The organism is Waddlia chondrophila WSU 86-1044 (assembly GCF_000092785.1).
Classification (GTDB): domain Bacteria; phylum Chlamydiota; class Chlamydiia; order Chlamydiales; family Waddliaceae; genus Waddlia; species Waddlia chondrophila.
Map to the genome: position 1 here is coordinate 1,571,836 of NC_014225.1, position 22,055 is coordinate 1,593,890.

Sequence of the window (22,055 nt, forward strand, 5' to 3'; positions counted from 1 at the left end):
AATCAAATGGAATCCAAGAGCTTACCTTAAATGTAAGCTCTTAATCTCTTTACCTGCCGCGAGCCCTTCCCTTTTTCATAAAGCCTTCGTACCGTTTCATAAGGAGGTGGGACTCAATCTGCTTCATTGTGTCAAGCACGACTCCAACCAAGATAAGCAAAGCCGTACCGCCAAAGAAATAACTGATTGTTTGGGAAACACCTAAAACGCGTCCAGTAATTGTCGGTAGAATCGCTATCAGAGCAAGGAAAACCGCGCCGATGAGAGTGATTCTATTCATTGTATGCTCTAAATATTCCTGAGTTGGACGCCCTTGGCGAATTCCAGGAATAAATGCTCCGTTTTTTTTCATATCGGAAGCGATCTGATCCGGTCTAAACTGGGTAGCCGTCCAAAAATAGGTAAAAAAGATGATCAATCCGACATACATCACCATGTATGCTGTTCTGTCTTGTCTAAACCACATGGCAACAGATTCCAACCATGTTCCCTGTCCGATGAATGTAGCAATAGTCGCAGGGAACATCAAAAGCGAAGAGGCAAAAATGACAGGAATCACTCCGGCATAATTCACCTTCAGCGGAATATAAGAATTACCGCCCTGAACTTCTTTTCGACCAACAACCCTTCTGGCATACTGAAGAGGAATGCGTCGGTGTCCCTGAACAATTAATATTGTACCGATAGTGACCAAGACAAATACAGCCATGATCACAGCAACAATCGCAAAATTTAACTGACCGGCCTCTTGCGAATCGAGATTCAATTGTTGAAAGATCATGCCAATCGCTGTTGGAAAAGAAGAGATTATCCCTAGTGTAATGATCAAGCTCATCCCATTGCCAATCCCATTTTCAGTGATTTGTTCACCGATCCACATCAAAAACAGGGTTCCCGTTGTCATGGTAAAAATCATGACAGCGTAGAACAAAACGGGGTGTCCAAACATTTGAATGTTCAAGAGATCTCCTGCGATAATTCCAGGTTTTGTGATATTCATCTGGATGGCATATTTTGCAAACATCGCAGATTGAATAAAAGCCAGAATCAACGTCACCAACCGTGTCAGTCGATTGACTTTCCGCCTGCCTAAAGTGGGATTTTCTTGAATTTCCCTTTGAAGAGAAGGGATCAACGCTGTAAACAACTGCATCATGATCGATGCGGAAATGTACGGAACGACCCCTAAAGCGATCACAGTCATTTGTGAAAACGCTCCTCCAGTAAAGGTGTCGACCATTCGAAACAGATTTTGTTCGCCGCCGGTTAAATGTCTGAGGTATTGAATGGCTACCTCGCCATTAATCCCTGGAACCGGAATAAAAGCTCCGATTCTACAGACGACCAACATCAATAGCGTAAAACTAATCTTCTGTCGAAGTTCCGGTATTGAAAAGACTCTTTGCAAAGCTTGAATCATAGTTATCTCTTAATTCTCTATAAGTTAATTTCCGAAAGACGCGATTATATACAGCAATCAATTATTCGTCATCGGATGATTTGAGAGAAAAAGAAATATTTGCTTTTTGCAATTTATCTTTTGCGGAAACTGAAATTTTATCCGCTTCGATCGTCACTTTCTTGGTCAATTCGCCCTCTCCGAGAATTTTCAGCCCGTGAGATTTTCCATTAATGAAACCACGTTGACGCAAAGTTTCAATGCTGACAACATCTCCATCTTGATAGAGCTTGTCAATTTGTCCAAGATTGATACTGTCCAATTTCTTTTGGAACCTTGCGTTGGAAAACCCTCTGATCGGCAGTTTCATAAAAAGTCTGAACTGTCCGCCTTCATAACCCAAACGTCTTGTATATCCAGAACGGGATCCAGCACCTTTTTCACCACGTCCACAAGTTTTTCCAACACCTGAACCAATTCCGCGGCCAACACGTCGGCGAGACTTGGTCACTTTTGAACTATTTTTTAAGTTATTTAGCTTGTGCATTTTCCCCTCTCAACTTCCGAATATCGCTACGTGCGCTTAACTCATCTAAAGCTTTAAAAGTCGCTTTCACCTGATTGATTGGATTATTTGAACCTAAACTTTTTGCCATGACATCCTTGATGCCGGCCATCTCTAAAACCGCACGAACCCTAGATCCTGCGATAACTCCAGCACCTCTAGGAGCAGGCCGAAGAAGAATTTTAGCTCCATCCCAATCGACGATCACTTCATGAGGAATTGTTGTCCCTTCAGAGGCGAAAGTCATCAGATTTTTTCGCGCAGACTCGCCACCTTTACGAATAGCGTCTGTTAACTCATTAGCTTTTGCAAAACCATATCCAATTTTACCTTTGCCATCGCCAGCAAGAATTAAGGCAGAAAAGCTGAACTTTCGACCACCCTTGACGACTTTTGAACAACGGTTAATATAGAGAACTTTTTCTTCGATCTCGCCTTTTTCTTGTTCGCTCATTATCTCAACCTATCTTTAATCACTTAAAACTTTAACCCGGCTTCGCGTGCTGCGTCTGCCAATTCTTTAAGAATGCCGTGGTATTTATGCGCCCCCCTATCAAAGACCACTTCTTTGACATTTTGTTTGACCGCGCGTTCAGCGATGATCTCTCCAAGTTTACGGGCAGACTCTTTATTGCATTTGTTAAATTCAGTATTCTTCAAATCCTTTGAACGCGTTGAAGTCGACGCAAGCGTGATGCCTTTGTTATCATCAATCAACTGAACTTCAATATTTTGGTTGCTTTTCACAACACAGAGCCTAGGCTTTAAAGAAGTTCCGCGTAACTGCTTGCGAACTCTGAATACTCTTCTCTTACGTTTTTGATTTTGCTTATATTCAACAGTTTTCATAATACCCTTTTACTTTTTAGCCGCTGATTTACCAGCTTTACGTCTGACATACTCTCCAGAATATCTAATCCCTTTTCCTTGGTATGGCTCAGGGGGTCGAATCGATCGCACTGTGGACGCAAATTCACCGATTTGCTGCTTATCGGGCCCGCTGATAATAATTTTGGTATTTTTCTCAACTTTGATTTCAAGTCCTTGAGGAATCGTCAAATTGGTCGGATGCGACAAACCAACTTGCAAGTTCAAGAGATTCCCTTGAACAGCAGCCCGGTAACCAACACCGATCATCTCAAGATGTTTTTCAAAGCCTTGCGACGCTCCATGAACCATATTTTTGATTAAAGCATGATAGAGGCCTTGAAAATTTTTCATATCTTTCGCGTTTTGATCAAGCTGAACATGAACTTTACCCTCTTCAACAATCACATTGATGCCTTTCATGATTTTCTGCTCAAGCTGCCCCTTAGGGCCTTTGACTGAAATCTTTTCTTGATCGACTTTAACTTCAACCCCATTTGGAATATCAACTGGGACTTTTGCTTTACGTGTCATTTCAGAATTCTCCTAAACTTTCAATTACCAAATGAGACAGAGGAGTTCTCCGCCGACCTTTTTGTTTTGTGCTTCATTTCCGGACAAAATTCCGCTTGAGGTGGAAAGGATCGAAACGCCCAAGCCTCCATAAAACTTCGGAATTTCATTGTGTTTAACGTATTTTCTCAGTCCTGGTCTTGAAAGCCGTTTGAGTCCTTTGATTGCGGGTTGCCTATATGCACCATATCGTAGAAAAACTCGAATGGTCCCGCGATCGTTGTTGTCCTTTTTAACGAGATAATTCTCGATAAAACCTTCATTCTTTAAAATGTCTGCAAGGCTTTGCTTCATCTTGCTCCAATTGATATCGACATAGCGGTGTTGGGCCTTCAAACCATTTCTAATTCTTGTAAGAAAGTCGGCGACTGGGTCAGTTACTGCCATTTTCTATCTCCTATAAATATTTATATGGTTACCGACACTGGCAACTTTTTAAAAGGCAAGCCTAGCAATCTTAAAAGTTCGATGCATTGTTCATCACTTTTTGCTGTAGTCACGAATGTAATGTGCATCCCTTGAGTTCTCTTGACTTCGTCTAAATTGAGCTCTGGAAAAATCTGCTGATCGTCCAATCCAAGTGTGTAGTTACCGCTTCCATCTCCCTTAGGATTAAAACCGCGAAAGTCGCGAATCCTTGGGCAGACGATATTAAAAAATCTGTCCATAAAGTCAAACATGCGATCACCACGCAAAGTTACTTTTAAGCCAATCGGCATCCCTTCACGAAGTTTAAAATTCGAAATCGATTTTTTTGCTTTCGTGAGAATCGGTTTTTGTCCGGAAATCAATGAAAGTTCATTGATGCAGTCTTGGATAGCATTTTTATCCTTTGCAGCTTCTGCAATCCCCATGTTGATCACAACCTTCCTTAACGTTGGAATCGTCATCGGATTGGAGCAGTCAAATTTCTTCTGCAGCTCTTCCTTTACTTTCTCTCTATAATATTTTTTCAACCTAGACATACGTGCACTCTTTACTTTGAATAACTTTATTCGCCTTTCTTTTTTACGGATCGGTAAGTCGCATCGGTATCCCCTTCACGGTACACCAAAATACGATTGCCTTCATGGTCAATGCCAACCCGCAGTTTGCGAGGTTTCTCTTCATCAACACACAGCGTGACATTTGAAATATGGATCGGTCTTTCCATATCAATAATCCCGCCCTGCGGATTTAACTGGCTCTTTTTTACGTGCTTTTTCCGTACGTTTACACCTGCCACGATAATACGATCTTCTGTGCGAGATTGCACAGTGCCTACCAAGCCTTTATCGTTGCCGGCGATGACCATTACTCTGTCGCCTGTGCGAATTTTTTTGTTTTGTTTCTTCTTTTTTTGCATCGGTCAATGTATCCTTTAACTTAGATAACCTCAGGTGCCAAAGACACAATTTTCAGATAGTTTTTATCTCTCAACTCTCGCGCGACCGGCCCAAAAACACGCGAACCTTTTGGGTTTTTCTTGTCATCAATCAATACACAAGCGTTTGTATCGAACTTTAATTTTGTGCCGTCGGGGCGCTTGATATAATATTTTGTCCTCACGATGACAGCCTTGACAACCTCACCTTTTTTGATCGAACCGTTAGGCTCAGCCTCTTGGACAGAGGCAACAATGATGTCGCCGACGTTTGCATATCTACGCTTAGATCCTCCTAGGACCTTGAAGCATTTCACACGTTTAGCTCCAGTATTGTCTGCTACTAATAATTCTGACTCTTGTTGAATCATTTTCTATCTCCTAAGGGAGTCCTTCGTTATTTAATATTCGATTTACTTTAATTCTTTTCCACAACACGCCATCTCTTTAATTTTGAGTAGGGACGTGTCTCAGAAATTGTCACAGTATCACCGATCTGAAGTTGATCATTTTCAACATGAGCGTAAAATTTATTCGCTCTTTTGATCACTTTACCATATCGAGGATGCTGCATAGTTCTTTCAACCCGAACGATCACAGTTTTGTCCATTTTATTAGAAACAACTGTTCCTGTTTTCGTCTTGCGTTTTGCTGTACCTTTAGCAGTCATAGTTTCCTCAGCTTTTAACGGTTCGCCAGTTGCTTCTCACGAATAATCGTGTTAAATTTGGCGATATCTTTCTTTTTCTCTCTCAATAAATGAGGCTTTTCAAGCTTTTTGCTTCTCTTCATTTCGTTCTTCAACTCAAAAAGCTCTCTCTTCGACTCTTCAAGTTTTGCAACCAATTCTTCAATCGATTGATCTCTCATTTCTTGTGGCTTCATGATCACTACCCTTAAACTTGTTCTACCCGGTCAACAAAACGGGTTTTAATTGCTAATTTAGCAGCAGCTCGCCTCAAAGCATTTTGAGCGACATCGCGCGGAACATTGGCAACTTCAAATAAAATTCTTCCGGGTCTGACGACTGCAACCCACTGGTCGACTCCGCCTTTTCCTTTACCCATTCTAACTTCTGCAGGTTTCTTTGTGATCGGCTTATCCGGGAAAATACGGATCCACACTTTTCCACGACGACTGAAATATCGGTTAATCGCGACACGGCAAGCTTCGATCTGTCTTCCCGTTATCCAACCTCTTTCAAGAGCTTGAATACCGAATTCACCAAAGTGGACAAAGTTAGCACCTTTGCTCAATCCTCGCATCTGTCCTTTTTGGACTTTGCGCCTTTTTGTACGTTTTGGCATTAATACCATGGCTTATCCATTCTCCTTCTTACTGTAGTTGTCATCGCCTCGGTTAATCCAAACTTTAACCCCAATCGTTCCGTATGTGGTTTCAGCCCTGCTTGTCGCATAGTCAATATTCGCTCTCAACGTATGAAGAGGAATACTGCCTTCTTTATACCATTCGGTTCGAGCAATCTCAGCACCGCCCAATCGTCCGGAAGTTTGAACTTTAATTCCAACAGCACCAGCATCGAGCGATGACTGGATCGCCTTCTTTAAGGCCCTGCGGAAAGGGATTCTTCTTTCCAATTGCTTAGCAATACCATCTGCAACAACTTGCGCATCTGCATCAGGTCTTTTAATCTCTTCAACTTCAACCCAAACCTGCTTGCCTGTAAGTTTGTAGAGCTCGGTTTTAAGAGCGTCAATTTCTGCGCCTTTTTTACCAATGACAAGGCCTGGACGAGCAGTGACAATTGTCACTTCTATTTTTTCACTCATTCGCCTAATTTTGATCTTGGAGGTCCCTACAAGCTGCGATTTTTTTAACAGATATTCCCGAATCCGGCGGTCTTCAACAAGGAAATCGCCGAATTCTTGCTTATTAGCAAACCATTTTGATCTCCAGTCTTTTTTTCGAACCAAACGGAATCCAATCGGATTTACTTTTTGTCCCATTCGCTTACGCTCCTTCTCCTGCACTTACAACAACAGTAAAGTGACTCGTTCTTTTTAAAATCGGATGACGTCCGCCCCTGTTTCGAGGTTTCGCTCTTTTAAAAGTTGGCCCCTCGTCAACACGAACTTCACTGACGATTAAATTTTCCCTACGGGCTTCCAATTGCGTCTCCGCATTGGCAACAGCGCTGTCCAATGTTTTTTTCAACAGCCGGCCAGCTTTCATATTGCTGTATTGGAGCTGCAGCGAAGCATCTTCAACAGGAATGCCTCTGATTAAATCTGCGGCAAGCCGCGCTTTTCGCGGACTAATCCTTACATATTTCGTAATAGCTTTTGCGTTATTTTCGGCCATCTTTTATCCCTTATTTCTTAACTGGGTGTCCTTTAAACACGCGGGTAGGAGAAAATTCGCCTAAACGGTGTCCCACCATATTCTCAGATACAAATACAGTCAGAAATTTGTGGCCATTGTGAACCTCAAATGTATGTCCTACCATATCTGGAATAATCATTGATCGGCGCGACCAGGTTTTAATTGGTTTTTTGGTTCCAGCTTCATTTTGGTCATCAACTTTTTTCAGCAGATGGTGGTCTACAAAAAACCCTTTCTTAAGCGATCTTTTTGCCATAGTTATTTTTTCCTACGATCTTTAACAATAAGTTTTCTTGACTTGGAAATCGATCTGGTACGATATCCTTTGGTATACATAGCCCAAGGAGTTTGAGGAATGTTACCTTTGTTTCTTCCTTCAGCACCACCGTGCGGGTGGTCAACAGGGTTCATGGCAGTTCCCCGGACAGTCGGGCGAATCCCCTTCCAACGGTTCCTTCCAGCTTTCCCTTCAACCCTCAAGCTGTGTTCAGGATTGGAAACGGAACCAAAACTTGCTTTGCAACTTTCATTGACCATGCGCACCTCTCCGGAAGGCATACGCAAAGTCGCATAACCGCCGCTGCGCGCCATCAACTGTGCAGACATCCCTGCCGATCTGACCAATTTAGCACCGCGTCCGGGGATCATCTCAATACAATGAACGACCGAACCCAACGGCATATCTTTAAGCTTCATGCAGCATCCAACAGAATAAGGAGGCTTGTCGCTAGTCATCACAACAGCACCCTCTTTCAACCCTTGAGGAGCAATAATATACCGTTTTTCACCATCTACATAATTGAGAAGGGCAATATAAGCTGATCGGTTAGGATCATATTCAATCGAGGCAACTTTTGCAGGAATATTCCATTTATCTCTTTTGAAATCTACGATGCGGTATTTTCTCTTGTGTCCTCCACCTTTGTGACGACAGGTGATTCTTCCAAGATTATTTCTTCCGTTTGTCCTTTTCTTAGGCAGAAGTAGTGATTTTGTTGGTTCAACAACCTTTCTGTTATTTTTATTCGGACGTGTGAGTTGTTCCCTCTTTGGAAGGATCAATTGTCTCGTTCCTGGTGTTCTTGGCCGGTACTTCTTTAACATCGCTTCATCCTAATTTAGATATTCTCGATAGTATCGCCCTTTTCAAGGGTCACGATCGCCTTTTTAATTCCAGGACGAAATCCCGCGCGCCCTCGCACTCGGCGTTTTTTCGGTTTAAGATTAATCGTATTTACAGAAACAACTTTGATGTTGTTCTCTTTGTAAATCTGCTCCACTGCCTCAGCAATTTCGTTCTTATTCGCGCGTTTATCCACGACAAAAACGTATTTTGGGCTTTCGCAACGCTGAACGCATCGATTGCTGTCGTTATTGACCAGCTGCTGCAAAGTCATTGCCTTTTCTGTCACGTGGATACTTTTAACGACTTGATAGGGATCTTTCTTTTGCATTTTTCTTTACCTTGTCTAAGCTAGCCAATGATTGATTTCTTCCAACGCAGCTTCCGTCACAACAATATTGTCCGCCAACATCAAGTCGTAACCGTTCACGTTTTTTGCCAAAGCGAATTGCGTTTTTGGAATATTGTTTAAACTTTTTCTGAAGTTCTCATGATCGTTGCACTTGACACTAACAGCGACTGTCTTATGCGCCGTCTGAATTTCCTCATGCTTCCCTTCAGCCAAAAACAATACTCTTTTCCCAAGGTTTGCTTTCTTAATGAAAGCTGCCAACGTTTTGGTTTTAGGCTTATCCATCATCGCATTTTCGAGAACAATCATCCGGTTCTCTCTCATCATTTCACCGAGAAGGAATCGAATTGCCGATCTTTTTTCTTTTTTATTGATACGCACGTGTTGATCAAATTTCGGCTTAGGGCCAAAAACAACACCACCGCCACGGAATTGAGGAGCAACCAGAGATCCTTGACGTGCTCGACCTGTCCCTTTTTGCCTATGAGGTTTCTTTGTCGTGTGCTTCACCTCAGAACGCCCTTTAGTATTCGCAGACCACTGACGGGCGTTTTTGCGAATTGCCACGATATACTCTTTGATCAATTGAGAATGAATGCTTGATTCTGTAATCTTCGCGTTAGCCTCTACAGAACCCGTCTCCTTGCCTTCAAGATTATACTTCTTTAATTCAGTCATGATTACGCACCTGCCTTTTTCACAGCTTGTCTCATCGTAACCACACCATTTTTTGGCCCTGGAATCGATCCTTTGACGACGACGACATTTTCTTCCGGAATAATTTGTACAATCTCTAAATTTTGAATAGTTACTTGCCGATTTCCCATCTGACTTGCACGCTTGCCTCCAGGAAAACAACGTCCGGGAGTCGACCGTCCACCTGTAGAGCCCAAGCTTCTATGATTCTTTTTAGCACCGTGAGAAGCAGGCATTCCGCTAAAACCGTGCAGCTTCATTGCTCCTTGAAACCCCTTGCCGATAGATATCGCTGTCGCATCAATAAATTTCACTTCGTTAAATGCTGTCACATCAAATTCCTGCCCTACTTGGTAACCCGTTACATCAGACAATCTAGATTCCAACATATGCCTTCTTGGCTCGACACCAGCCTTCTTAAAATGACCTCTCAAAGGCTTTTTAACACGCTGATCCATTGTTCGAGGATCTTTCGTTGTTACTTTGTCAAATCCAACCTGAACCGCATCGTATCCGTCTGTCCCTTGCGTTTTGATTTGCGTAACAACATTGGGTTCCATTTCGATAACGGTACAGACGACAACATTCCCCTTTTCATCAAAAAGGTGCGTCATTCCACGCTTCTTTCCCATTAGTTTAAGAGCCATAACACAATCCCTTAACTCATCATTTATCGGCTTTTAACCGCACACTTGTTATTGTTTAAATTTCACTAAATTCTCAGGAATAAACCTTATCAACAAGTGAGAAGCTGCACATGAAATGTGTTCTTCTCCGCGTTTTCAAAGGGACCTTTGCATTCAGCTTTCATTTCTAAAAGCTTGAATGGAAAGATTATCAAAGATAGTCAATTTAGCACAAGAAAGAAATCAACGAATGTTGATTTTTCTACGTCTTGTCAGCTTGCTATCTAATTTTATCCTGTCTAAATTTGCATTTTCCTCAACTTCAGCCATCTCAACAACCTCTCTAACCAAAGAGCCTTTTTTGACTCGATAGGTTCCGGGTTTTTTAACTTTACCTTCCACAACAACCTCTACGAAAGGATTTTGAATAAATTGGGGATGCTGCTTATCAACAATGACATCGCGTTCGGAAAACCAGTAGTTTAAAAAAATAATAAATACAAAAAAGCCTACGATCATGATAGCGAACAAATGTTCGTAAAATGGAAGCGCAGGCTTTTTCATTAGCCAAATACAGGTTCTTTCTGCACTTTCGGTCCAACGGCAGAATAAATATTTTTCGTCAATCCAAGTGCATTGGAAACTAGACTCATTGAAGTGATCACAAGCGCAGCAGTCGGCAATGTCAATAGGGGAAATGTCAAAGAGAAAGCTGCGACAAACATCCCCAGGGAAATCATCACAATCTTGCCTATATCAACAGCTATTGAGAGCCATGATTTTTCACGTATTTTCTTGCAATTGGCAATGCGCGTCTCATACTTTTCAATTTTATATTCTTTAATCTTCTTAACCTCACCCTCATTAATTGCCTGCAAATAACTTTCGTACTTCAAAACTGAAACAAGGCAAACTTTATTCGTGGTTAAGGCATTCCCATCCTCTTTAATCTTCGCTTTCAGCTGTTTCGCATATTCGCCTGATAACCTTTCAAGTTTTTTCTTATTATCGGCTATTTCAGCTCGAAGCTTCTGGACCTCTTCACTCAATTTTTCAGATGTCGCTCCCTTACCTTCCAGCTTCTTTTGATATTTTAACTTAAGGTCCTGATTCTTTGACTCTACATCGAAAGCTGTCCATTTTCTCATTTTTTCCTTTGCAGACGACATCGAAGAAGTTGCCTTAGAAAGATCTTGCCCAACATACCAAAGGCCGAAAACAGCAGACGTCATATACAAACAATTTTTCACCATTTCCAGAATGGGAATATGGCAAACTATCATCGCTGCGCTATAAAAAAAACTCAACGAACATTTATCGATAAACAAAATCGTTTCAAAAAATTGTGCAACAGTCAACGCAACACGATTAGCAGTCTTCTGCCATCTGCTTAAAATAGAATCGCGGGTACTCTTCGTTCCCCATTCGCTCCCCCTTTCAAGAATATTTGTTGCGTTAATAACGGATGAAGCTGTTTTCAACTCGCCTGCAAGAAGGCCAAGGCCTGATGAAACCCCTTCATATCCAGGAACCAAACTTGTAACGATCTTCGCAAGAGCCACCCCTTGCGTTACTGTTTTCGCAAATTTATTTAGCGTATCGGTATGAGAAGCTGTATACCCAAGCGCCTCAACTGCTGTATTACTTCTGTGAATTGTTGATGTTGACATCGATACCTCAATTGTTATTATTTTTCAGCGCAATGCTGCTGCATTTTCTCGAACTGCAATTCCATGCAGATAAGAAGCTGTCCCCAGCACACAGGCTGTGATGCCGAATCCAATCACTCCAACCATGCAAGAACTTGCAAAGATCAAGAAACATGTTGCGGCAATTTCTGCCACAAGCCAAGCTAAGTCAATCCAAGCCTGACGCCTTTTATCACCATCTTCCGCTTCGATTAGACGTTCAATTGCATCAACTGCGAAAAAAATGTATCCAAATGCAGCGAATCCACAGCAAACTTGTCCAAAACTTACACCAAGACGAGTTGCTGCACCAAGAACGGGAACAGATCCGATTTTTTCCGCAATCCTGCCCAAATTCAGCAGTTTGCACTTATCCAAAATTTCCATGCCAAGACCGACAGAAGCGACAAACATTGCGGCATTGCCAAGGCTTTTGGCGGCAGTTTTTTCACTGATTTTGCATCCAAAATAGTGAACGCCGTCTAAAGTTTGCACTGTGTCTATGATATTTTTTGTTACACCTAAACGAGAAGAAATATGCGCATAGCTGCCTGGCTTCATCAGCGCAATCTCCGCCAGGGAGAAAAGATGCACACCAAGCTGTACAACCCGGCCAAACGCATTAGCATTTGTTCGAATCTGTCCGGATCTGACAAACAGTAATCGCATTCCCTCAAAGACATTCTTCGCAATTGAGCAGATCCCATGCTCAACTGTTTCTAAAAGATTTTTTTTTGTTCCATTTTCAATAGGATATTGAGGAGCACATACGCTCGAGACATTCATGTTTTCTCTCCTGGTCTGCCATTTTTACACTTAAAAAAGCCTTAAGCTGGATGGACATAATAGCATAACCATTAAGAATCGGTAAATACGATTAAATATTTTAATCTAAAATTCTGTAGCAATCTGCTTCACAGCTATTTCAGGTTAAAAAAGTAATCATAAAAAAATTTTACCGTGCCTGTCATCATGGATAACACCGCCAGAAAAATAGCAATTGCAGCGGTTCCTTCGAAAAATGAAAAAATTGTCCCTACCACATATCCCAAATTATTGATCATTCCCAAAATTGCACTCATTTTTAAGCGATGCCCAAACGTCCCTTCAAATCTGGACGAGGCATGATAGAGTTTGATGTTTTGATCAAGCGAGAACAGGTTAGCAAATAAAAATAAAGTCCATCCTGATTGGATAAAGGCATTTCCGGTCCCGTCAAGGTTCAGCCAGCTCACCCGTTCCATCTCGCCAAGGGTGCAGAGCACCCCAGATCCTAAATAACACAGTCCGTGCACTAAACTTTGTTTAGCCTGAATCTTTTTGATGTTTCTGATCTGCTGTTGACGACTTTCAGAAAAAGCATCTGTGTTCCGATTAGCAGACAAATATTCCAGCCCAATTTCCTGCAAGCCAAAGCCGAAAACACTAGTGGATTGCATGAGCCCGAAATGCTTCAGCGTCAATTGGAAAACACGTTCGGTTAATTTTATTGCAGGCCTGATGACATCAGGCAAAGAAACTTTACCGATTACATACGAGGGAAAAGAAGTCGGTGCCACTTAGAATACAACCTCTGTTCCCCGGAAAAGCTCGACAGGAGCCATCGCTTTTTTCCCTTCAAGCTGCAGCTTCTGAATCTTGACGGAACCTTCTCCACATCCAATTTCTACCCCCTCTTCATTGACAGCTATGATCTTGCGAGGAACAGAATTAACAGATGCGCCAAGAACGCTTTTGATCAGCTTCATCCGTTTCTTCTCTCCTTTTACATCGACCCAGCACCAAGCTCCTGGATAGGGTTGAGATCCACGCACCAAGTCATGAATTCTTCTTGCTGGCATTGTCCAGTCGATTTCGCAATCTTCCAATTCCACTTTTGGAGCGAATGTGGCCTCATCATCGTTTTGGGGCATTCCTTCAACAGGTCCATTTTCAAACTTTCGGATCGTTTGCAGTAGCATCTCCGCCCCTTTTTGGCATAAGCGTTCCTCGAGCTCTCCAAAAGTTTCATTTTCATCAATGACTAAAGATTGGGTTTGAATAATATCGCCTGCGTCCATTTTCTTGACCATGTACATAATCGAAACACCTGTTTCCTTTTCACCATTCATGATGGCGCGTTGAATTGGTGCGGCTCCTCGATATTTAGGGAGCAGACTTGTATGCAGATTGATGCACCCAAGCCTGGGCATGCCAAGAATATGCTCCTTCACAATTTCTCCATAAGCAACCACGACAAATAAGTCTGCTTCATAAGGAGGTAAGACGTTTGCAAACTCAGAAGAGGAGGCTTTTTCAGGTTGATACACAGGAAGACCATGTTCAATAGCAACCTCTTTAACTGGAGTGGAAATTAACTTGTTCGATCGCCCTTTGGGCTTATCCGGACGGGTGACAACGGAAACAATTTTTATTCCGTGTTCCAATAAATATCGCAAGACACTGGCAGAAAAATGCGGTGTTCCAAAAAAAATGACTTTCATCAAACTGTTACTGCTTGAGTTTCTTTAACAGAAACCTCTTCCTCCTCTTCATCCGTAAAAGGAATTTCCTCTTCTTCAGCATTAATCACTCCCTGAAGTCCGATAATCCCTCTTTTTGTTCTCTTGCAAAAAGAGATCCAATTTTCAATTTCCGGTAAAAGAGGCAGCTCGGATTCAATGCGGGCAATTGCTTCGTCAAGATGAAGCTTGGAACGGAACGTCAGCTTGAACGCTTGACTCAACGCTTTTCGTGTTTCAAGAGAAAACCCATGCCGTTTGAGTCCTATGAGATTCAATCCGCCGAATTTAAACGGAATTCCTGCGCCAATCGTATAAGGAGGAACATCGTGCGGCACACGACTCATGCCTCCCACCATCGCATAAGTTCCCACTCGAACGTATTGATGAATGGGAGTAAGGCCTCCGATGATCGCAAAATCTTCGATCGTGACATGCCCGGCAAGAGTTGCGTTATTACTCATTACAACATGGTTGCCGATGACACTATTATGCGCAATATGGCAGTATGCCATGATGAAACAATTGTCACCCACTTTCACATAAGTGTCTTCACCGGAAGAGGAGTTAATGGTGACAAACTCGCGAATCTCGCAGTGTTTGCCGATATTGACAAAAGTTCTCTCTCCCCGATATTTCAGGTCTTGCGACTTGGTACCGATACTGGCATTCGGATAGATCACTGTGCCTTCGCCAATCGTTGTATATCCGTCGATATAAGCATGGGATTTAATCACAACGTGGTCTTCGAGAGTCACGTTGCCCTTGACAACAGCGAAAGGCTCAATCGTGACGTTTTTTCCTATCTTTGCTCCTGACTCCACATAAGCCATGGGATGGATCTTTGATTCGCTCATGAAGTGTACTTCTCTTTGATTTTGATTTTGTTCTTAATTTACTTTAGATTTGGCTTTTGTCCACAAGAGCGAATCCCATTTCAGCCTCGACAGCCACCTTTCCATTCACGGTAGCAGTTGCTCGAACCTTGCCTCCCTTGCTGCTAATATGGATTCCTTCCCCTTCTAGATATAAAATGTCGCCTGGTTTAACCGGGTTTCTAAACTTTGCATTCTTAACGTTGAGAAGAACTCCAACTTTCTCCTTCTGGCCGCTCAAGTGCACCAAAACAGCGCCTGTTTGAGCAAGGGCTTCCAAGATCAATACGCCCGGCATAATGGGAGCGCCGGGGAAATGCCCCTGAAAAAATGCTTCATTTATTGTCAGATTTTTCTGCCCAAGGATGTACCCTTTTTCCATATCCACTTTTAGGATCTTATCCACTAAAAGAAAAGGATAGCGATGTGGCAGAATTTTAATGATTTCCTTAATATCAAGTGTTTCCGGATAGTCTAATGTATCGGAGGGCATCAGAGGGTCTCCCTTGTAAGCTTTTGATAAAGTTGTTGAGCAAACGCAACATTGGCTTGATGTCCTGATCGGATTGCAATCACATGAGCACGGAAGTCAAACCCAACCAGTGAAAGGTCTCCAATCATATCCAAAATTTTATGCCTTGCCATCTCATCTTGAAAGTAGAGGCCTCCTTTGCTAAAAACAGCCTCGTCCTTAATGATGACAGCGTTGTCCAGACTTCCTCCTTTAATCAACCCGCGCTTCATCAGCATTTCGACTTCTCGATACTCTGAAAAAGTGCGGCATTGCGAGAGCTCTTTGATAAATATTTCTTCTGTAATTTCAAAAGACTGATACTGGCATTTTAGAATCGCTGAATCAGGATAATTCAAAGTATAGCTGATCTTGTATCCATCATAAGGAATAGCAACAACATGAACCTCCTCTTCAGACCAATAAATCGGTTGATCCAAATAGACAATTGGAGCGGAGCCTTCTTGCCCAACAACACCAACTTTTTTGATCATTTCGATAAACACATCGCTACTTCCGTTTCCGACAGGAGGCTCGATAGAAGAAATTTCAATGATTAAATTGTCGATTTGACACGCGCGGACAGCAGCAAGCACATGTTCGACTGTATGGATTCGTACATCTGAGATCCCAATTGTTGTGCTTCTAGAAGTATCGCACACATACTCCAGGGTTGCAGGAATTTCAGGATGACCAGGCAAGTCGATCCGTTTAAACACAACCCCTGTTCCACACTCAGAGGGAACAAAGCGAATCGATACCACCTTGCCGGTGTGAATTCCGATTCCCGAAAAAGAAACCGCTTCACCAATCGTGTTTTGCGTCCTCGTAGATGTGGCGATTCCTTCAGCTACTACTGCCATTAAATTACATTCTCGAAAAATTGAATATCATCATAATGAAATAGAGGGAAAAGTTCAAGTTTGATCTCTTTTTCCCGCTCTAAAAAAAAGTAGTATGCAAAGTAAAGAAAAGCCAATAATCAATCTGTCTCCAAACTGTGAATACAGTGTGCGGTAATGGTACATCGGAACATCGACATACAACGCGCCGGACAACTTTTCCCGCTCGTCATCGCTATCTCCCAAAACTGCAACATCCCTACCCAATGCGTCAACACATGCCGTGATTCCTGTATTGCATGCTCTGGTTAGAGGAATTCCGTTTTCTACAGTTCTCAATCGCGCATGCTCAAAATGCTGCCTCACTAATTTCGATTGAGGAAACCATGCATCGCTGGTCAGGTTCAGCAACAACGTTGCGCCCTTGGTGCGGTTTTCCCGCATCATATCTCCAAAGATCTCTTCATAGCAGATCGACACTCCAAATCTGCAACCGTCATTACCCCAGACAACAGCCTCTTTACCCGGAGTAAAAGATCCAAATACCCCATATTGCGCTGCAAGGTTGCGGCAGAAACTGAACGGGATGTACTCTCCCATCGGAACCAAAATTCTTTTTTCATATCTCCTATGGCGATACTCATCCTCTTTTAAAGGGGTAAAATAAATAGCTGAGCTGAAATAATGCCTCTTGCCTTTGCGATCTTCAGCATCTTCCAATCCAATGACAACTTGGCTATCAAAAAGATTAGCAAGCGTCTGCGAAAGGAAAGCATTGTTCACACTCACTCCCTTCTCATCTTCTGATGCAAAGGGGAGTACTAACGGAGCTGCCTTTTTCAAAGCGTTGCTCCCAAAACGTTCTTCTATCATGCGCTTGACATCGTCATACCTATAAACAAACGAATAGGTGCCAAAAGGAACGACAAATTCCGGTAAAGCCAAAAGATCAACGGGTTTTTCCCGATATTTGCTTGCCAGAGTGTAAATTTGCTTCCATTCATCAAACACATGATCGAAATAGTCTTGGTGAGAAGTAAAATGGATCCCCTCCTCGACAGGAAAAGCGGTTTGAATTAATAATGCCTTGACTTTCGAACTTTTCTCAACCTTGCCTTGGTGCAAAACTAGCTGCACAGCTCCAAAAGCAAAAGGAAGCGCGGCAAAAACAGCAAAAACAGCAAAACGCTTCCACTTAAATGGCAAAAGCCAAACTCGCAACAAGATCAGGTTGGTCAGCAAAACATAAAAGCTTAGCCCGAAAACACCGGCAAGCGAAGATACTTGCAGCGTATAGAGATTTCCAGCCAAAGCCATTCCAGAAGGGTTGAAAGCGAAACCTGAAAGAAAAAACAAGCGGGACCATTCGCACAAAGTCCAAACAGAACAAATCATCAAAATGCGGGTCCACTCTGTTACCTTGCGTGGATCGGCCAATACAGAAATCAAACCGAACTGTAGTCCCATTAAAAGGGAATAAAGCAGCCAGGGAGCAACAATGTACAAATAGGGGTGGGATAAAGTCCAGGAAAGCTGAGTAAGCTGCACCGCTGCAAACCAAATAAATCCGATAAAAAACCGCATTTTCCAATTCGCCTTCCCAACAAGTAAACGGAAAATAAGTGCGTATCCCAGGATCGATGCCAAAAAAGAGGTCGCAAAACTCCAGGCTGGCTGTCCAAAAGAAACGATTCCCCAAGAGATGAGAAGGCACAAAATACTAATTTTTTTAGAGAGTGGCTCAATTTTCACGAATGTTCCCATGTTTTTCGACAATCTTATCACATTTTTCCTTTTAGAGCGTGCAGACAATTTATAATTATCATTGTTAAAAAAAACATTACTTTTTTAAATAATTTTTTATACAATAATAAAGGAGGATGAAGTTATGTATTTTATACATTTAATTAAAGAACTAGAAATGGAGTTCAATCTAGGAATAAAAGATCCATCTACTGAAGCGATCTGTCTCAAAATCAATGAAGAGTATCATCTCAGTTTTTATTCCAAAGACAACGGGCAATCAGTCCTCATAGAGAGCGACATCTACGAGCTGGAATCTTCTTTAGGCAAAGATTTTTACCAACACATGCTGTCCGCAAATTTCGAAGGCGTCTTGCCTTGGGAAACTTATTTTGGAATAAATCCAGAGACAAACCATGCACTTCTTATGAAAAAAGTTTTATTAGAACACATTGATTACGATGAATTTCTCATTCAACTGAATCAGTTTATCACTCTATATGAAGAGCTGCAACAACAGCTTTATCATTGGAAAATCGAAAGCTTTTTCCACAACAAGCCTACTTTCGAACAGAAATCAGAAAATCAAAATAAATTATTTATCTAGAAAGGAGATCATGATGAATATAGATCCTTCAAGTGGATTCATTTCCGATTTTTCCAGTCAACAGCCAGAAGACAAAGAGAAACCAAAAGTTGTTGTCACCTCATCCTCTTCCCCCCTTCCTGGCCATGATACAAAACCTTTAACAGATGAAGTCAAAGAGGTTAAAGTCGTTAGCGCAACTTTAGATTCCTCTTCCGAGGTTAACGATGTCGAACTTTGGTACAAGCAAACGATTGCCAATATGCGAGAATATGGAATCGCAAATGTCGATGTCGATAACATTGAGGACATCCAAGATTTTTTTTCAAATAATTACTCATTTTTCTTAGGAAGTTTGTCATTAGCGGCGCAGCAAAAAATAGGTCCTCCACCAACGGAATTTGCAATCATCGGCTTGGGATCTTTGGGAAGATATGAAGCCGGCCCCTATTCGGACCTGGATTTTGCCATCCTGATTGAAAAAGATAATCCGGAAATCAGGAAATATTTCTTAACGATGGCATCTGAAATGAACAAAATCGTCATGTCGCTTAATGAGGGCGTTAATGGGATTTCTTTTTGCGAAGGAGGGCTCACACCACCATTTATGCAAGGAAAATCTACAGTGCAATTCGGAAGCTCAGCTCTTTTGGATACTCCTGAGTCAATGGCTGAATGGTCTTTACCTACTCATACTCCAAAGAATTTTGAGAGAAGAGAAAATTTAGCTAACCCTGGAACAATTAGCAATTCTATGACTTTTTCTCAATTTATGTACGGTGATCAAACACTGATTCAACGAATGCGCGAGGCAACACAAGTGCTGATGCAACAAACACCTGAAAAAGATGAAATCGCCTCTTATAAAAAATGGCAGGGAGGCATTAACTATGGGAAACTTGTTGGACTGCAATTAATACAGCCGGGCCAGATACAGCCTCAAAGATCCGCTGAAGCAAACCTTAAAAAGGGAGTATTAAGCCCTATTATGAATATTGTGAGAGGGTTATGCATTTATCACGGAATCAACGAAACCAATATCACAGAAGGATTGATAAAGCTTGAAAAACAGGGGCATATTTCCCCTAAATTAGCAGTTCGTGTGATAGAGACTTACCAAGCCGCTTACAAAAAAAGGCTCCAACTACAAATGAGCGAACACAACAGCACATATCAAGTGCAAGATTTAACGAAAGGGGAAAAAGAGGAAATGGCTAGTGTTGTCAAGGATTTACAACAAAGAGCTGAAGCATTCACTCATTCGAGGGGAAAATCAAATCCTTTTTTCTAAACTTTTGAATTTCAATCGATAACAATTGATTGATATAAAGGCCTGTGATCACTGGGATTCGTATCTGGCGACTCAATTTTAAGATCAAGATTGGCTGAACTTTCTAAAACATTGCATTTCCCTGAAATACATTTTGCATAGATAAAATCGATCTTTGCCTTTCGATGATCCAACGTGGGATTGAAAGCTGTCGGTTGATTATCGTCAAAATCCCTAACAAATCTTTCCGACTCCAAAATTTCTAATCTTTCAGGATGAATATCCGGAGTGGAATTTGCATCCATGCCTAGCATGATGAGTTCCGGAATCCTCTCAGAGCAATCAAGCAATAATTTCACAATCTCTCGAAGCTCTTCATCACCGCTTTCAGTGACTCTGCGGCCGCATCTTTCACGTTCGGGCTGAGACAAATCATATCCATGGAGATGGATAGAAGCAATCCGAACAACTTTCTTTGCTGTTTTATCCATCAAATCCACTATTGAAAAACGTTTACATAGTTGCTCCGACTGACGCGAACCTAAAATTTCGGTAAATCTTTCTTTGTTCCACGCAACAAGCGTATCATCGCCGTCAAAATGAATCGCATAATTTTCCAGCCATTTTTTTAGGCCGGCATGCACTTCTTCACCCACTTCTTGCAAGAAAAAAATGTCGGGTTTTTTATCATCAGCAATTCTTTTAAAAACTTCCTTCAATTTTTCCATACGCAACCCGGGTACGCTTGATAGGTTTTCCCATGGCTGCTGTTTCGCTCGACGATATAGACCGATAAAATCCGCAACACAACCAATATTCCAAGATACTGTTTGATATTGAGAAATACTCATAACTCATTTCCTATATTAAAAGACATTACTATAGTTCATCTTTAAAATTAATTTCACCTTTAATTTTTAAAAGCTTATATGTTATGATGGTTGCTATACCGATCGTGATCCAAAAATTGGGAAGTGACATAATCAATAGACAACCGTTCCGTAATTATCATTTGCTACGCTTGCTGAAATCTTACGAAGGGCAGGAAATCCCTCTAGATTTGTGCATTCACCGCTATTTTAAAGAAAACCGCTCCCTAGGTTCCAAAGATCGCGCCGAGATCGCGGAAAACATCTATGGAATGATCCGCTGGCTACCGTTGATCAATCACTTGTCAGGCACACACTCCTCTTGGGAGAAAAGGCTCGAAACATGGACTGGATTGAATCCTGAAGAGTACCGCCACAACTCCTCTATTCCAAGCCACATCCGCTACAGCTTTCCAAAAGTGCTATACGACCTATGCGTTGCCGCGATGGGCAAGGAAAAAGCTGAAGAGATTTGCTGGGAATGCAACTCCCCTGCTCCCACAACGGTTAGGGTAAACCGATTAAAAGCAACACGTGACAAGCTTCTTAAAACCTGGGGAAAAGAATACCAAGTCGCTCCTTGTGAAGAGGCAAAAGAAGGAATCCGTTTTTTAAAAAAAATCAATTTTTTCCAGCTCCCGGAATTCCAATCCGGCTATTTTGAAGTGCAAGATGAAGGAAGCCAGCTTTTGGCCGCGATGGTAGAAGCTTTGCCAGGTCAAAAAGTACTAGACTACTGCTCCGGTTCTGGTGGAAAAACCCTTGCTTTCGCACAGAATATGGATGGTAAAGGGCAAATTTACCTGCACGACATTCGAACGCATATTCTCTCAGAAGCAAAAAGAAGGCTGAAAAGAGCCGGCATTCAGAATGCGCAGCTTTTAATGCCTGACGATCCTAAAAAGAAAAATCTGAAAAAAAAATTTGATTGGGTTCTAGTCGATGCTCCTTGCTCTGGAACAGGAACATTGAGAAGAAACCCCGACATGAAATGGAAATTTTCAGAAGAGATGCTTAAACGGTTGCTAGGACAACAACGAACTATCTTCGAGCAAGCACTTAGTTATGTCAAGCCCGGCGGTAAAATTGTCTATGGCACCTGCAGCATTCTCAAACAGGAAAATCAGGATCAGGTTGCACACTTCCTTAATACCTATCCAATAAAGCTGCATGGGGACATTTTCCAGTCTTATCCTGCAAGAGAAAAGATGGACGGTTTTTTTGGCGCCTGTTTTCAGGTTGATTGAGATATTCATTCCAGCT

32 protein-coding genes are annotated in these 22,055 nt (G+C 42.0%); 3 read left to right on the top strand and 29 right to left on the bottom strand.

Annotated elements, in window-relative coordinates; genetic code table 11:
* Positions 1-49 precede the first annotated feature (49 nt).
* The 28 genes from secY to lnt all read right to left on the bottom strand — a co-directional run bounded on the left by secY (position 50) and on the right by lnt (position 18,076).
* Entirely contained in the window at positions 50-1,417 is a 1,368-nt protein-coding gene (gene secY, locus WCW_RS07155; RefSeq protein WP_368664663.1) for a preprotein translocase subunit SecY, read from the bottom strand.
* 64 nt (positions 1,418-1,481) lie between these two features.
* Entirely contained in the window at positions 1,482-1,946 is a 465-nt protein-coding gene (gene rplO / locus WCW_RS07160) for a 50S ribosomal protein L15 (protein ID WP_013182542.1), read from the bottom strand.
* Positions 1,930-2,418, bottom strand: a complete 489-nt coding sequence (gene rpsE / locus WCW_RS07165) for a 30S ribosomal protein S5 (RefSeq protein ID WP_013182543.1) — start codon at positions 2,416-2,418, stop codon at positions 1,930-1,932. Before rpsE ends, rplO begins: the two co-directional genes overlap by 17 nt.
* A gap of 23 nt (positions 2,419-2,441) precedes the next feature.
* Complete coding sequence (gene rplR, locus WCW_RS07170) at positions 2,442-2,813, bottom strand: 50S ribosomal protein L18 (RefSeq protein WP_013182544.1); 372 nt, start codon at positions 2,811-2,813, stop codon at positions 2,442-2,444.
* 9 nt (positions 2,814-2,822) lie between these two features.
* Entirely contained in the window at positions 2,823-3,365 is a 543-nt protein-coding gene (gene rplF / locus WCW_RS07175) for a 50S ribosomal protein L6 (RefSeq protein WP_013182545.1), read from the bottom strand.
* 24 nt (positions 3,366-3,389) lie between these two features.
* Positions 3,390-3,791 carry a 30S ribosomal protein S8 gene (gene rpsH / locus WCW_RS07180; protein WP_013182546.1) on the bottom strand — a complete coding sequence of 134 codons (402 nt, stop codon included), beginning with the start codon at positions 3,789-3,791 and terminating at the stop codon, positions 3,390-3,392.
* A 20-nt stretch (positions 3,792-3,811) separates the two neighbouring features.
* Positions 3,812-4,369 carry a 50S ribosomal protein L5 gene (gene rplE, locus WCW_RS07185; protein ID WP_013182547.1) on the bottom strand — a complete coding sequence of 186 codons (558 nt, stop codon included), beginning with the start codon at positions 4,367-4,369 and terminating at the stop codon, positions 3,812-3,814.
* Between the two features lie 26 nt (positions 4,370-4,395).
* A complete protein-coding gene (rplX, locus tag WCW_RS07190) occupies positions 4,396-4,749 on the bottom strand; it encodes a 50S ribosomal protein L24 (RefSeq protein WP_013182548.1) in 354 nt (117 codons plus the stop codon).
* A 20-nt stretch (positions 4,750-4,769) separates the two neighbouring features.
* Positions 4,770-5,138: a 50S ribosomal protein L14 gene (gene rplN / locus WCW_RS07195; RefSeq protein WP_013182549.1), complete on the bottom strand. Its 369-nt coding sequence runs from the start codon at positions 5,136-5,138 to the stop codon at positions 4,770-4,772.
* A gap of 47 nt (positions 5,139-5,185) precedes the next feature.
* The gene (rpsQ, locus tag WCW_RS07200; protein WP_013182550.1) at positions 5,186-5,437 is read right to left on the bottom strand and encodes a 30S ribosomal protein S17; all 252 of its coding nucleotides are present in this window, start codon (positions 5,435-5,437) and stop codon (positions 5,186-5,188) included.
* 14 nt (positions 5,438-5,451) lie between these two features.
* The gene (gene rpmC, locus WCW_RS07205; RefSeq protein ID WP_227738805.1) at positions 5,452-5,652 is read right to left on the bottom strand and encodes a 50S ribosomal protein L29; all 201 of its coding nucleotides are present in this window, start codon (positions 5,650-5,652) and stop codon (positions 5,452-5,454) included.
* An 11-nt stretch (positions 5,653-5,663) separates the two neighbouring features.
* Complete coding sequence (gene rplP, locus WCW_RS07210) at positions 5,664-6,083, bottom strand: 50S ribosomal protein L16 (protein ID WP_013182552.1); 420 nt, start codon at positions 6,081-6,083, stop codon at positions 5,664-5,666.
* Between the two features lie 3 nt (positions 6,084-6,086).
* The gene (gene rpsC / locus WCW_RS07215; protein ID WP_013182553.1) at positions 6,087-6,734 is read right to left on the bottom strand and encodes a 30S ribosomal protein S3; all 648 of its coding nucleotides are present in this window, start codon (positions 6,732-6,734) and stop codon (positions 6,087-6,089) included.
* A gap of 4 nt (positions 6,735-6,738) precedes the next feature.
* On the bottom strand, positions 6,739-7,089 hold the full coding sequence (rplV, locus tag WCW_RS07220) for a 50S ribosomal protein L22 (protein WP_013182554.1): 351 nt from the start codon (positions 7,087-7,089) through the stop codon (positions 6,739-6,741).
* A 10-nt stretch (positions 7,090-7,099) separates the two neighbouring features.
* Positions 7,100-7,366, bottom strand: coding sequence for a 30S ribosomal protein S19 (rpsS, locus tag WCW_RS07225; protein WP_013182555.1), 267 nt, complete (start codon positions 7,364-7,366; stop codon positions 7,100-7,102).
* A gap of 2 nt (positions 7,367-7,368) precedes the next feature.
* Positions 7,369-8,214 (bottom strand): 50S ribosomal protein L2, encoded by an 846-nt coding sequence (gene rplB / locus WCW_RS07230; protein ID WP_013182556.1) that lies wholly within the window; start codon positions 8,212-8,214, stop codon positions 7,369-7,371.
* 14 nt (positions 8,215-8,228) lie between these two features.
* Complete coding sequence (rplW, locus tag WCW_RS07235) at positions 8,229-8,564, bottom strand: 50S ribosomal protein L23 (protein ID WP_013182557.1); 336 nt, start codon at positions 8,562-8,564, stop codon at positions 8,229-8,231.
* A gap of 15 nt (positions 8,565-8,579) precedes the next feature.
* Positions 8,580-9,263 carry a 50S ribosomal protein L4 gene (gene rplD, locus WCW_RS07240; RefSeq protein ID WP_013182558.1) on the bottom strand — a complete coding sequence of 228 codons (684 nt, stop codon included), beginning with the start codon at positions 9,261-9,263 and terminating at the stop codon, positions 8,580-8,582.
* A 2-nt stretch (positions 9,264-9,265) separates the two neighbouring features.
* Positions 9,266-9,928 carry a 50S ribosomal protein L3 gene (gene rplC, locus WCW_RS07245; RefSeq protein ID WP_013182559.1) on the bottom strand — a complete coding sequence of 221 codons (663 nt, stop codon included), beginning with the start codon at positions 9,926-9,928 and terminating at the stop codon, positions 9,266-9,268.
* A 222-nt stretch (positions 9,929-10,150) separates the two neighbouring features.
* Complete coding sequence (locus WCW_RS07250) at positions 10,151-10,471, bottom strand: SLBB domain-containing protein (RefSeq protein ID WP_013182560.1); 321 nt, start codon at positions 10,469-10,471, stop codon at positions 10,151-10,153.
* On the bottom strand, positions 10,471-11,577 hold the full coding sequence (locus tag WCW_RS07255; RefSeq protein ID WP_013182561.1) for a hypothetical protein: 1,107 nt from the start codon (positions 11,575-11,577) through the stop codon (positions 10,471-10,473). The genes WCW_RS07250 and WCW_RS07255 overlap by 1 nt, the downstream gene beginning before the upstream one ends.
* A gap of 24 nt (positions 11,578-11,601) precedes the next feature.
* Positions 11,602-12,381 (bottom strand): hypothetical protein, encoded by a 780-nt coding sequence (locus WCW_RS07260; protein ID WP_013182562.1) that lies wholly within the window; start codon positions 12,379-12,381, stop codon positions 11,602-11,604.
* Between the two features lie 134 nt (positions 12,382-12,515).
* Positions 12,516-13,154, bottom strand: a complete 639-nt coding sequence (locus WCW_RS07265) for a hypothetical protein (RefSeq protein WP_013182563.1) — start codon at positions 13,152-13,154, stop codon at positions 12,516-12,518.
* Positions 13,155-14,078, bottom strand: coding sequence for a methionyl-tRNA formyltransferase (fmt, locus tag WCW_RS07270; protein ID WP_013182564.1), 924 nt, complete (start codon positions 14,076-14,078; stop codon positions 13,155-13,157).
* Positions 14,078-14,953 carry an acyl-ACP--UDP-N-acetylglucosamine O-acyltransferase gene (gene lpxA / locus WCW_RS07275; protein WP_013182565.1) on the bottom strand — a complete coding sequence of 292 codons (876 nt, stop codon included), beginning with the start codon at positions 14,951-14,953 and terminating at the stop codon, positions 14,078-14,080. Before lpxA ends, fmt begins: the two co-directional genes overlap by 1 nt.
* A gap of 43 nt (positions 14,954-14,996) precedes the next feature.
* Positions 14,997-15,464, bottom strand: coding sequence for a 3-hydroxyacyl-ACP dehydratase FabZ (gene fabZ / locus WCW_RS07280; protein WP_013182566.1), 468 nt, complete (start codon positions 15,462-15,464; stop codon positions 14,997-14,999).
* Positions 15,464-16,345: a UDP-3-O-acyl-N-acetylglucosamine deacetylase gene (gene lpxC / locus WCW_RS07285; RefSeq protein ID WP_013182567.1), complete on the bottom strand. Its 882-nt coding sequence runs from the start codon at positions 16,343-16,345 to the stop codon at positions 15,464-15,466. Before lpxC ends, fabZ begins: the two co-directional genes overlap by 1 nt.
* A 54-nt stretch (positions 16,346-16,399) precedes the next feature.
* Complete coding sequence (gene lnt, locus WCW_RS07290) at positions 16,400-18,076, bottom strand: apolipoprotein N-acyltransferase (protein ID WP_013182568.1); 1,677 nt, start codon at positions 18,074-18,076, stop codon at positions 16,400-16,402.
* A 136-nt stretch (positions 18,077-18,212) separates the two neighbouring features.
* Between lnt and WCW_RS07295 the strand changes: the two genes are divergently transcribed.
* Both WCW_RS07295 and WCW_RS07300 read left to right on the top strand, forming a co-directional pair.
* A complete protein-coding gene (locus WCW_RS07295) occupies positions 18,213-18,674 on the top strand; it encodes a CesT family type III secretion system chaperone (protein WP_013182569.1) in 462 nt (153 codons plus the stop codon).
* 10 nt (positions 18,675-18,684) lie between these two features.
* Positions 18,685-19,944: a putative nucleotidyltransferase substrate binding domain-containing protein gene (locus tag WCW_RS07300; protein WP_162268151.1), complete on the top strand. Its 1,260-nt coding sequence runs from the start codon at positions 18,685-18,687 to the stop codon at positions 19,942-19,944.
* An 11-nt stretch (positions 19,945-19,955) separates the two neighbouring features.
* Here the strand turns inward: WCW_RS07300 and WCW_RS07305 are convergent, their stop codons facing one another.
* Positions 19,956-20,774: an exonuclease/endonuclease/phosphatase family protein gene (locus tag WCW_RS07305; protein ID WP_013182571.1), complete on the bottom strand. Its 819-nt coding sequence runs from the start codon at positions 20,772-20,774 to the stop codon at positions 19,956-19,958.
* Between the two features lie 83 nt (positions 20,775-20,857).
* On the opposite strand from WCW_RS07305, the gene WCW_RS07310 reads away from it, so the two are divergent.
* Positions 20,858-22,039: an RsmB/NOP family class I SAM-dependent RNA methyltransferase gene (locus WCW_RS07310; RefSeq protein ID WP_013182572.1), complete on the top strand. Its 1,182-nt coding sequence runs from the start codon at positions 20,858-20,860 to the stop codon at positions 22,037-22,039.
* Positions 22,040-22,055 lie beyond the last annotated feature (16 nt).

Excerpts from the sequence above, each read along its gene's own strand:
- rpsC (WP_013182553.1), bottom strand. The coding sequence starts at position 6,734 with ATGGGACAAAAAGTAAATCCGATTGGATTCCGTTTGGTTCGAAAAAAA.
- rplV (WP_013182554.1), bottom strand. The coding sequence starts at position 7,089 with ATGGCCGAAAATAACGCAAAAGCTATTACGAAATATGTAAGGATTAGT.
- rpmC (WP_227738805.1), bottom strand. The coding sequence starts at position 5,652 with ATGAAGCCACAAGAAATGAGAGATCAATCGATTGAAGAATTGGTTGCA.
- rplN (WP_013182549.1), bottom strand. The coding sequence starts at position 5,138 with ATGATTCAACAAGAGTCAGAATTATTAGTAGCAGACAATACTGGAGCT.
- WCW_RS07305 (WP_013182571.1), bottom strand. The coding sequence starts at position 20,774 with ATGAGTATTTCTCAATATCAAACAGTATCTTGGAATATTGGTTGTGTT.
- rpsQ (WP_013182550.1), bottom strand. The coding sequence starts at position 5,437 with ATGACTGCTAAAGGTACAGCAAAACGCAAGACGAAAACAGGAACAGTT.
- WCW_RS07295 (WP_013182569.1), top strand. The coding sequence starts at position 18,213 with ATGTATTTTATACATTTAATTAAAGAACTAGAAATGGAGTTCAATCTA.
- rplW (WP_013182557.1), bottom strand. The coding sequence starts at position 8,564 with ATGCAAAAGAAAGATCCCTATCAAGTCGTTAAAAGTATCCACGTGACA.
- fmt (WP_013182564.1), bottom strand. The coding sequence starts at position 14,078 with ATGAAAGTCATTTTTTTTGGAACACCGCATTTTTCTGCCAGTGTCTTG.
- WCW_RS07260 (WP_013182562.1), bottom strand. The coding sequence starts at position 12,381 with ATGAATGTCTCGAGCGTATGTGCTCCTCAATATCCTATTGAAAATGGA.
- rplE (WP_013182547.1), bottom strand. The coding sequence starts at position 4,369 with ATGTCTAGGTTGAAAAAATATTATAGAGAGAAAGTAAAGGAAGAGCTG.
- rpsS (WP_013182555.1), bottom strand. The coding sequence starts at position 7,366 with ATGGCAAAAAGATCGCTTAAGAAAGGGTTTTTTGTAGACCACCATCTG.
- fabZ (WP_013182566.1), bottom strand. The coding sequence starts at position 15,464 with ATGCCCTCCGATACATTAGACTATCCGGAAACACTTGATATTAAGGAA.
- rplB (WP_013182556.1), bottom strand. The coding sequence starts at position 8,214 with ATGTTAAAGAAGTACCGGCCAAGAACACCAGGAACGAGACAATTGATC.
- rplC (WP_013182559.1), bottom strand. The coding sequence starts at position 9,928 with ATGGCTCTTAAACTAATGGGAAAGAAGCGTGGAATGACGCACCTTTTT.
- rplX (WP_013182548.1), bottom strand. The coding sequence starts at position 4,749 with ATGCAAAAAAAGAAGAAACAAAACAAAAAAATTCGCACAGGCGACAGA.
- rpsH (WP_013182546.1), bottom strand. The coding sequence starts at position 3,791 with ATGGCAGTAACTGACCCAGTCGCCGACTTTCTTACAAGAATTAGAAAT.
- rplD (WP_013182558.1), bottom strand. The coding sequence starts at position 9,263 with ATGACTGAATTAAAGAAGTATAATCTTGAAGGCAAGGAGACGGGTTCT.
- rpsE (WP_013182543.1), bottom strand. The coding sequence starts at position 2,418 with ATGAGCGAACAAGAAAAAGGCGAGATCGAAGAAAAAGTTCTCTATATT.
- WCW_RS07300 (WP_162268151.1), top strand. The coding sequence starts at position 18,685 with ATGATGAATATAGATCCTTCAAGTGGATTCATTTCCGATTTTTCCAGT.
- WCW_RS07310 (WP_013182572.1), top strand. The coding sequence starts at position 20,858 with ATGATGGTTGCTATACCGATCGTGATCCAAAAATTGGGAAGTGACATA.
- lpxC (WP_013182567.1), bottom strand. The coding sequence starts at position 16,345 with ATGGCAGTAGTAGCTGAAGGAATCGCCACATCTACGAGGACGCAAAAC.
- rplP (WP_013182552.1), bottom strand. The coding sequence starts at position 6,083 with ATGGTATTAATGCCAAAACGTACAAAAAGGCGCAAAGTCCAAAAAGGA.
- lpxA (WP_013182565.1), bottom strand. The coding sequence starts at position 14,953 with ATGAGCGAATCAAAGATCCATCCCATGGCTTATGTGGAGTCAGGAGCA.
- rplR (WP_013182544.1), bottom strand. The coding sequence starts at position 2,813 with ATGAAAACTGTTGAATATAAGCAAAATCAAAAACGTAAGAGAAGAGTA.
- rplO (WP_013182542.1), bottom strand. The coding sequence starts at position 1,946 with ATGCACAAGCTAAATAACTTAAAAAATAGTTCAAAAGTGACCAAGTCT.
- WCW_RS07250 (WP_013182560.1), bottom strand. The coding sequence starts at position 10,471 with ATGAAAAAGCCTGCGCTTCCATTTTACGAACATTTGTTCGCTATCATG.
- rplF (WP_013182545.1), bottom strand. The coding sequence starts at position 3,365 with ATGACACGTAAAGCAAAAGTCCCAGTTGATATTCCAAATGGGGTTGAA.
- WCW_RS07255 (WP_013182561.1), bottom strand. The coding sequence starts at position 11,577 with ATGTCAACATCAACAATTCACAGAAGTAATACAGCAGTTGAGGCGCTT.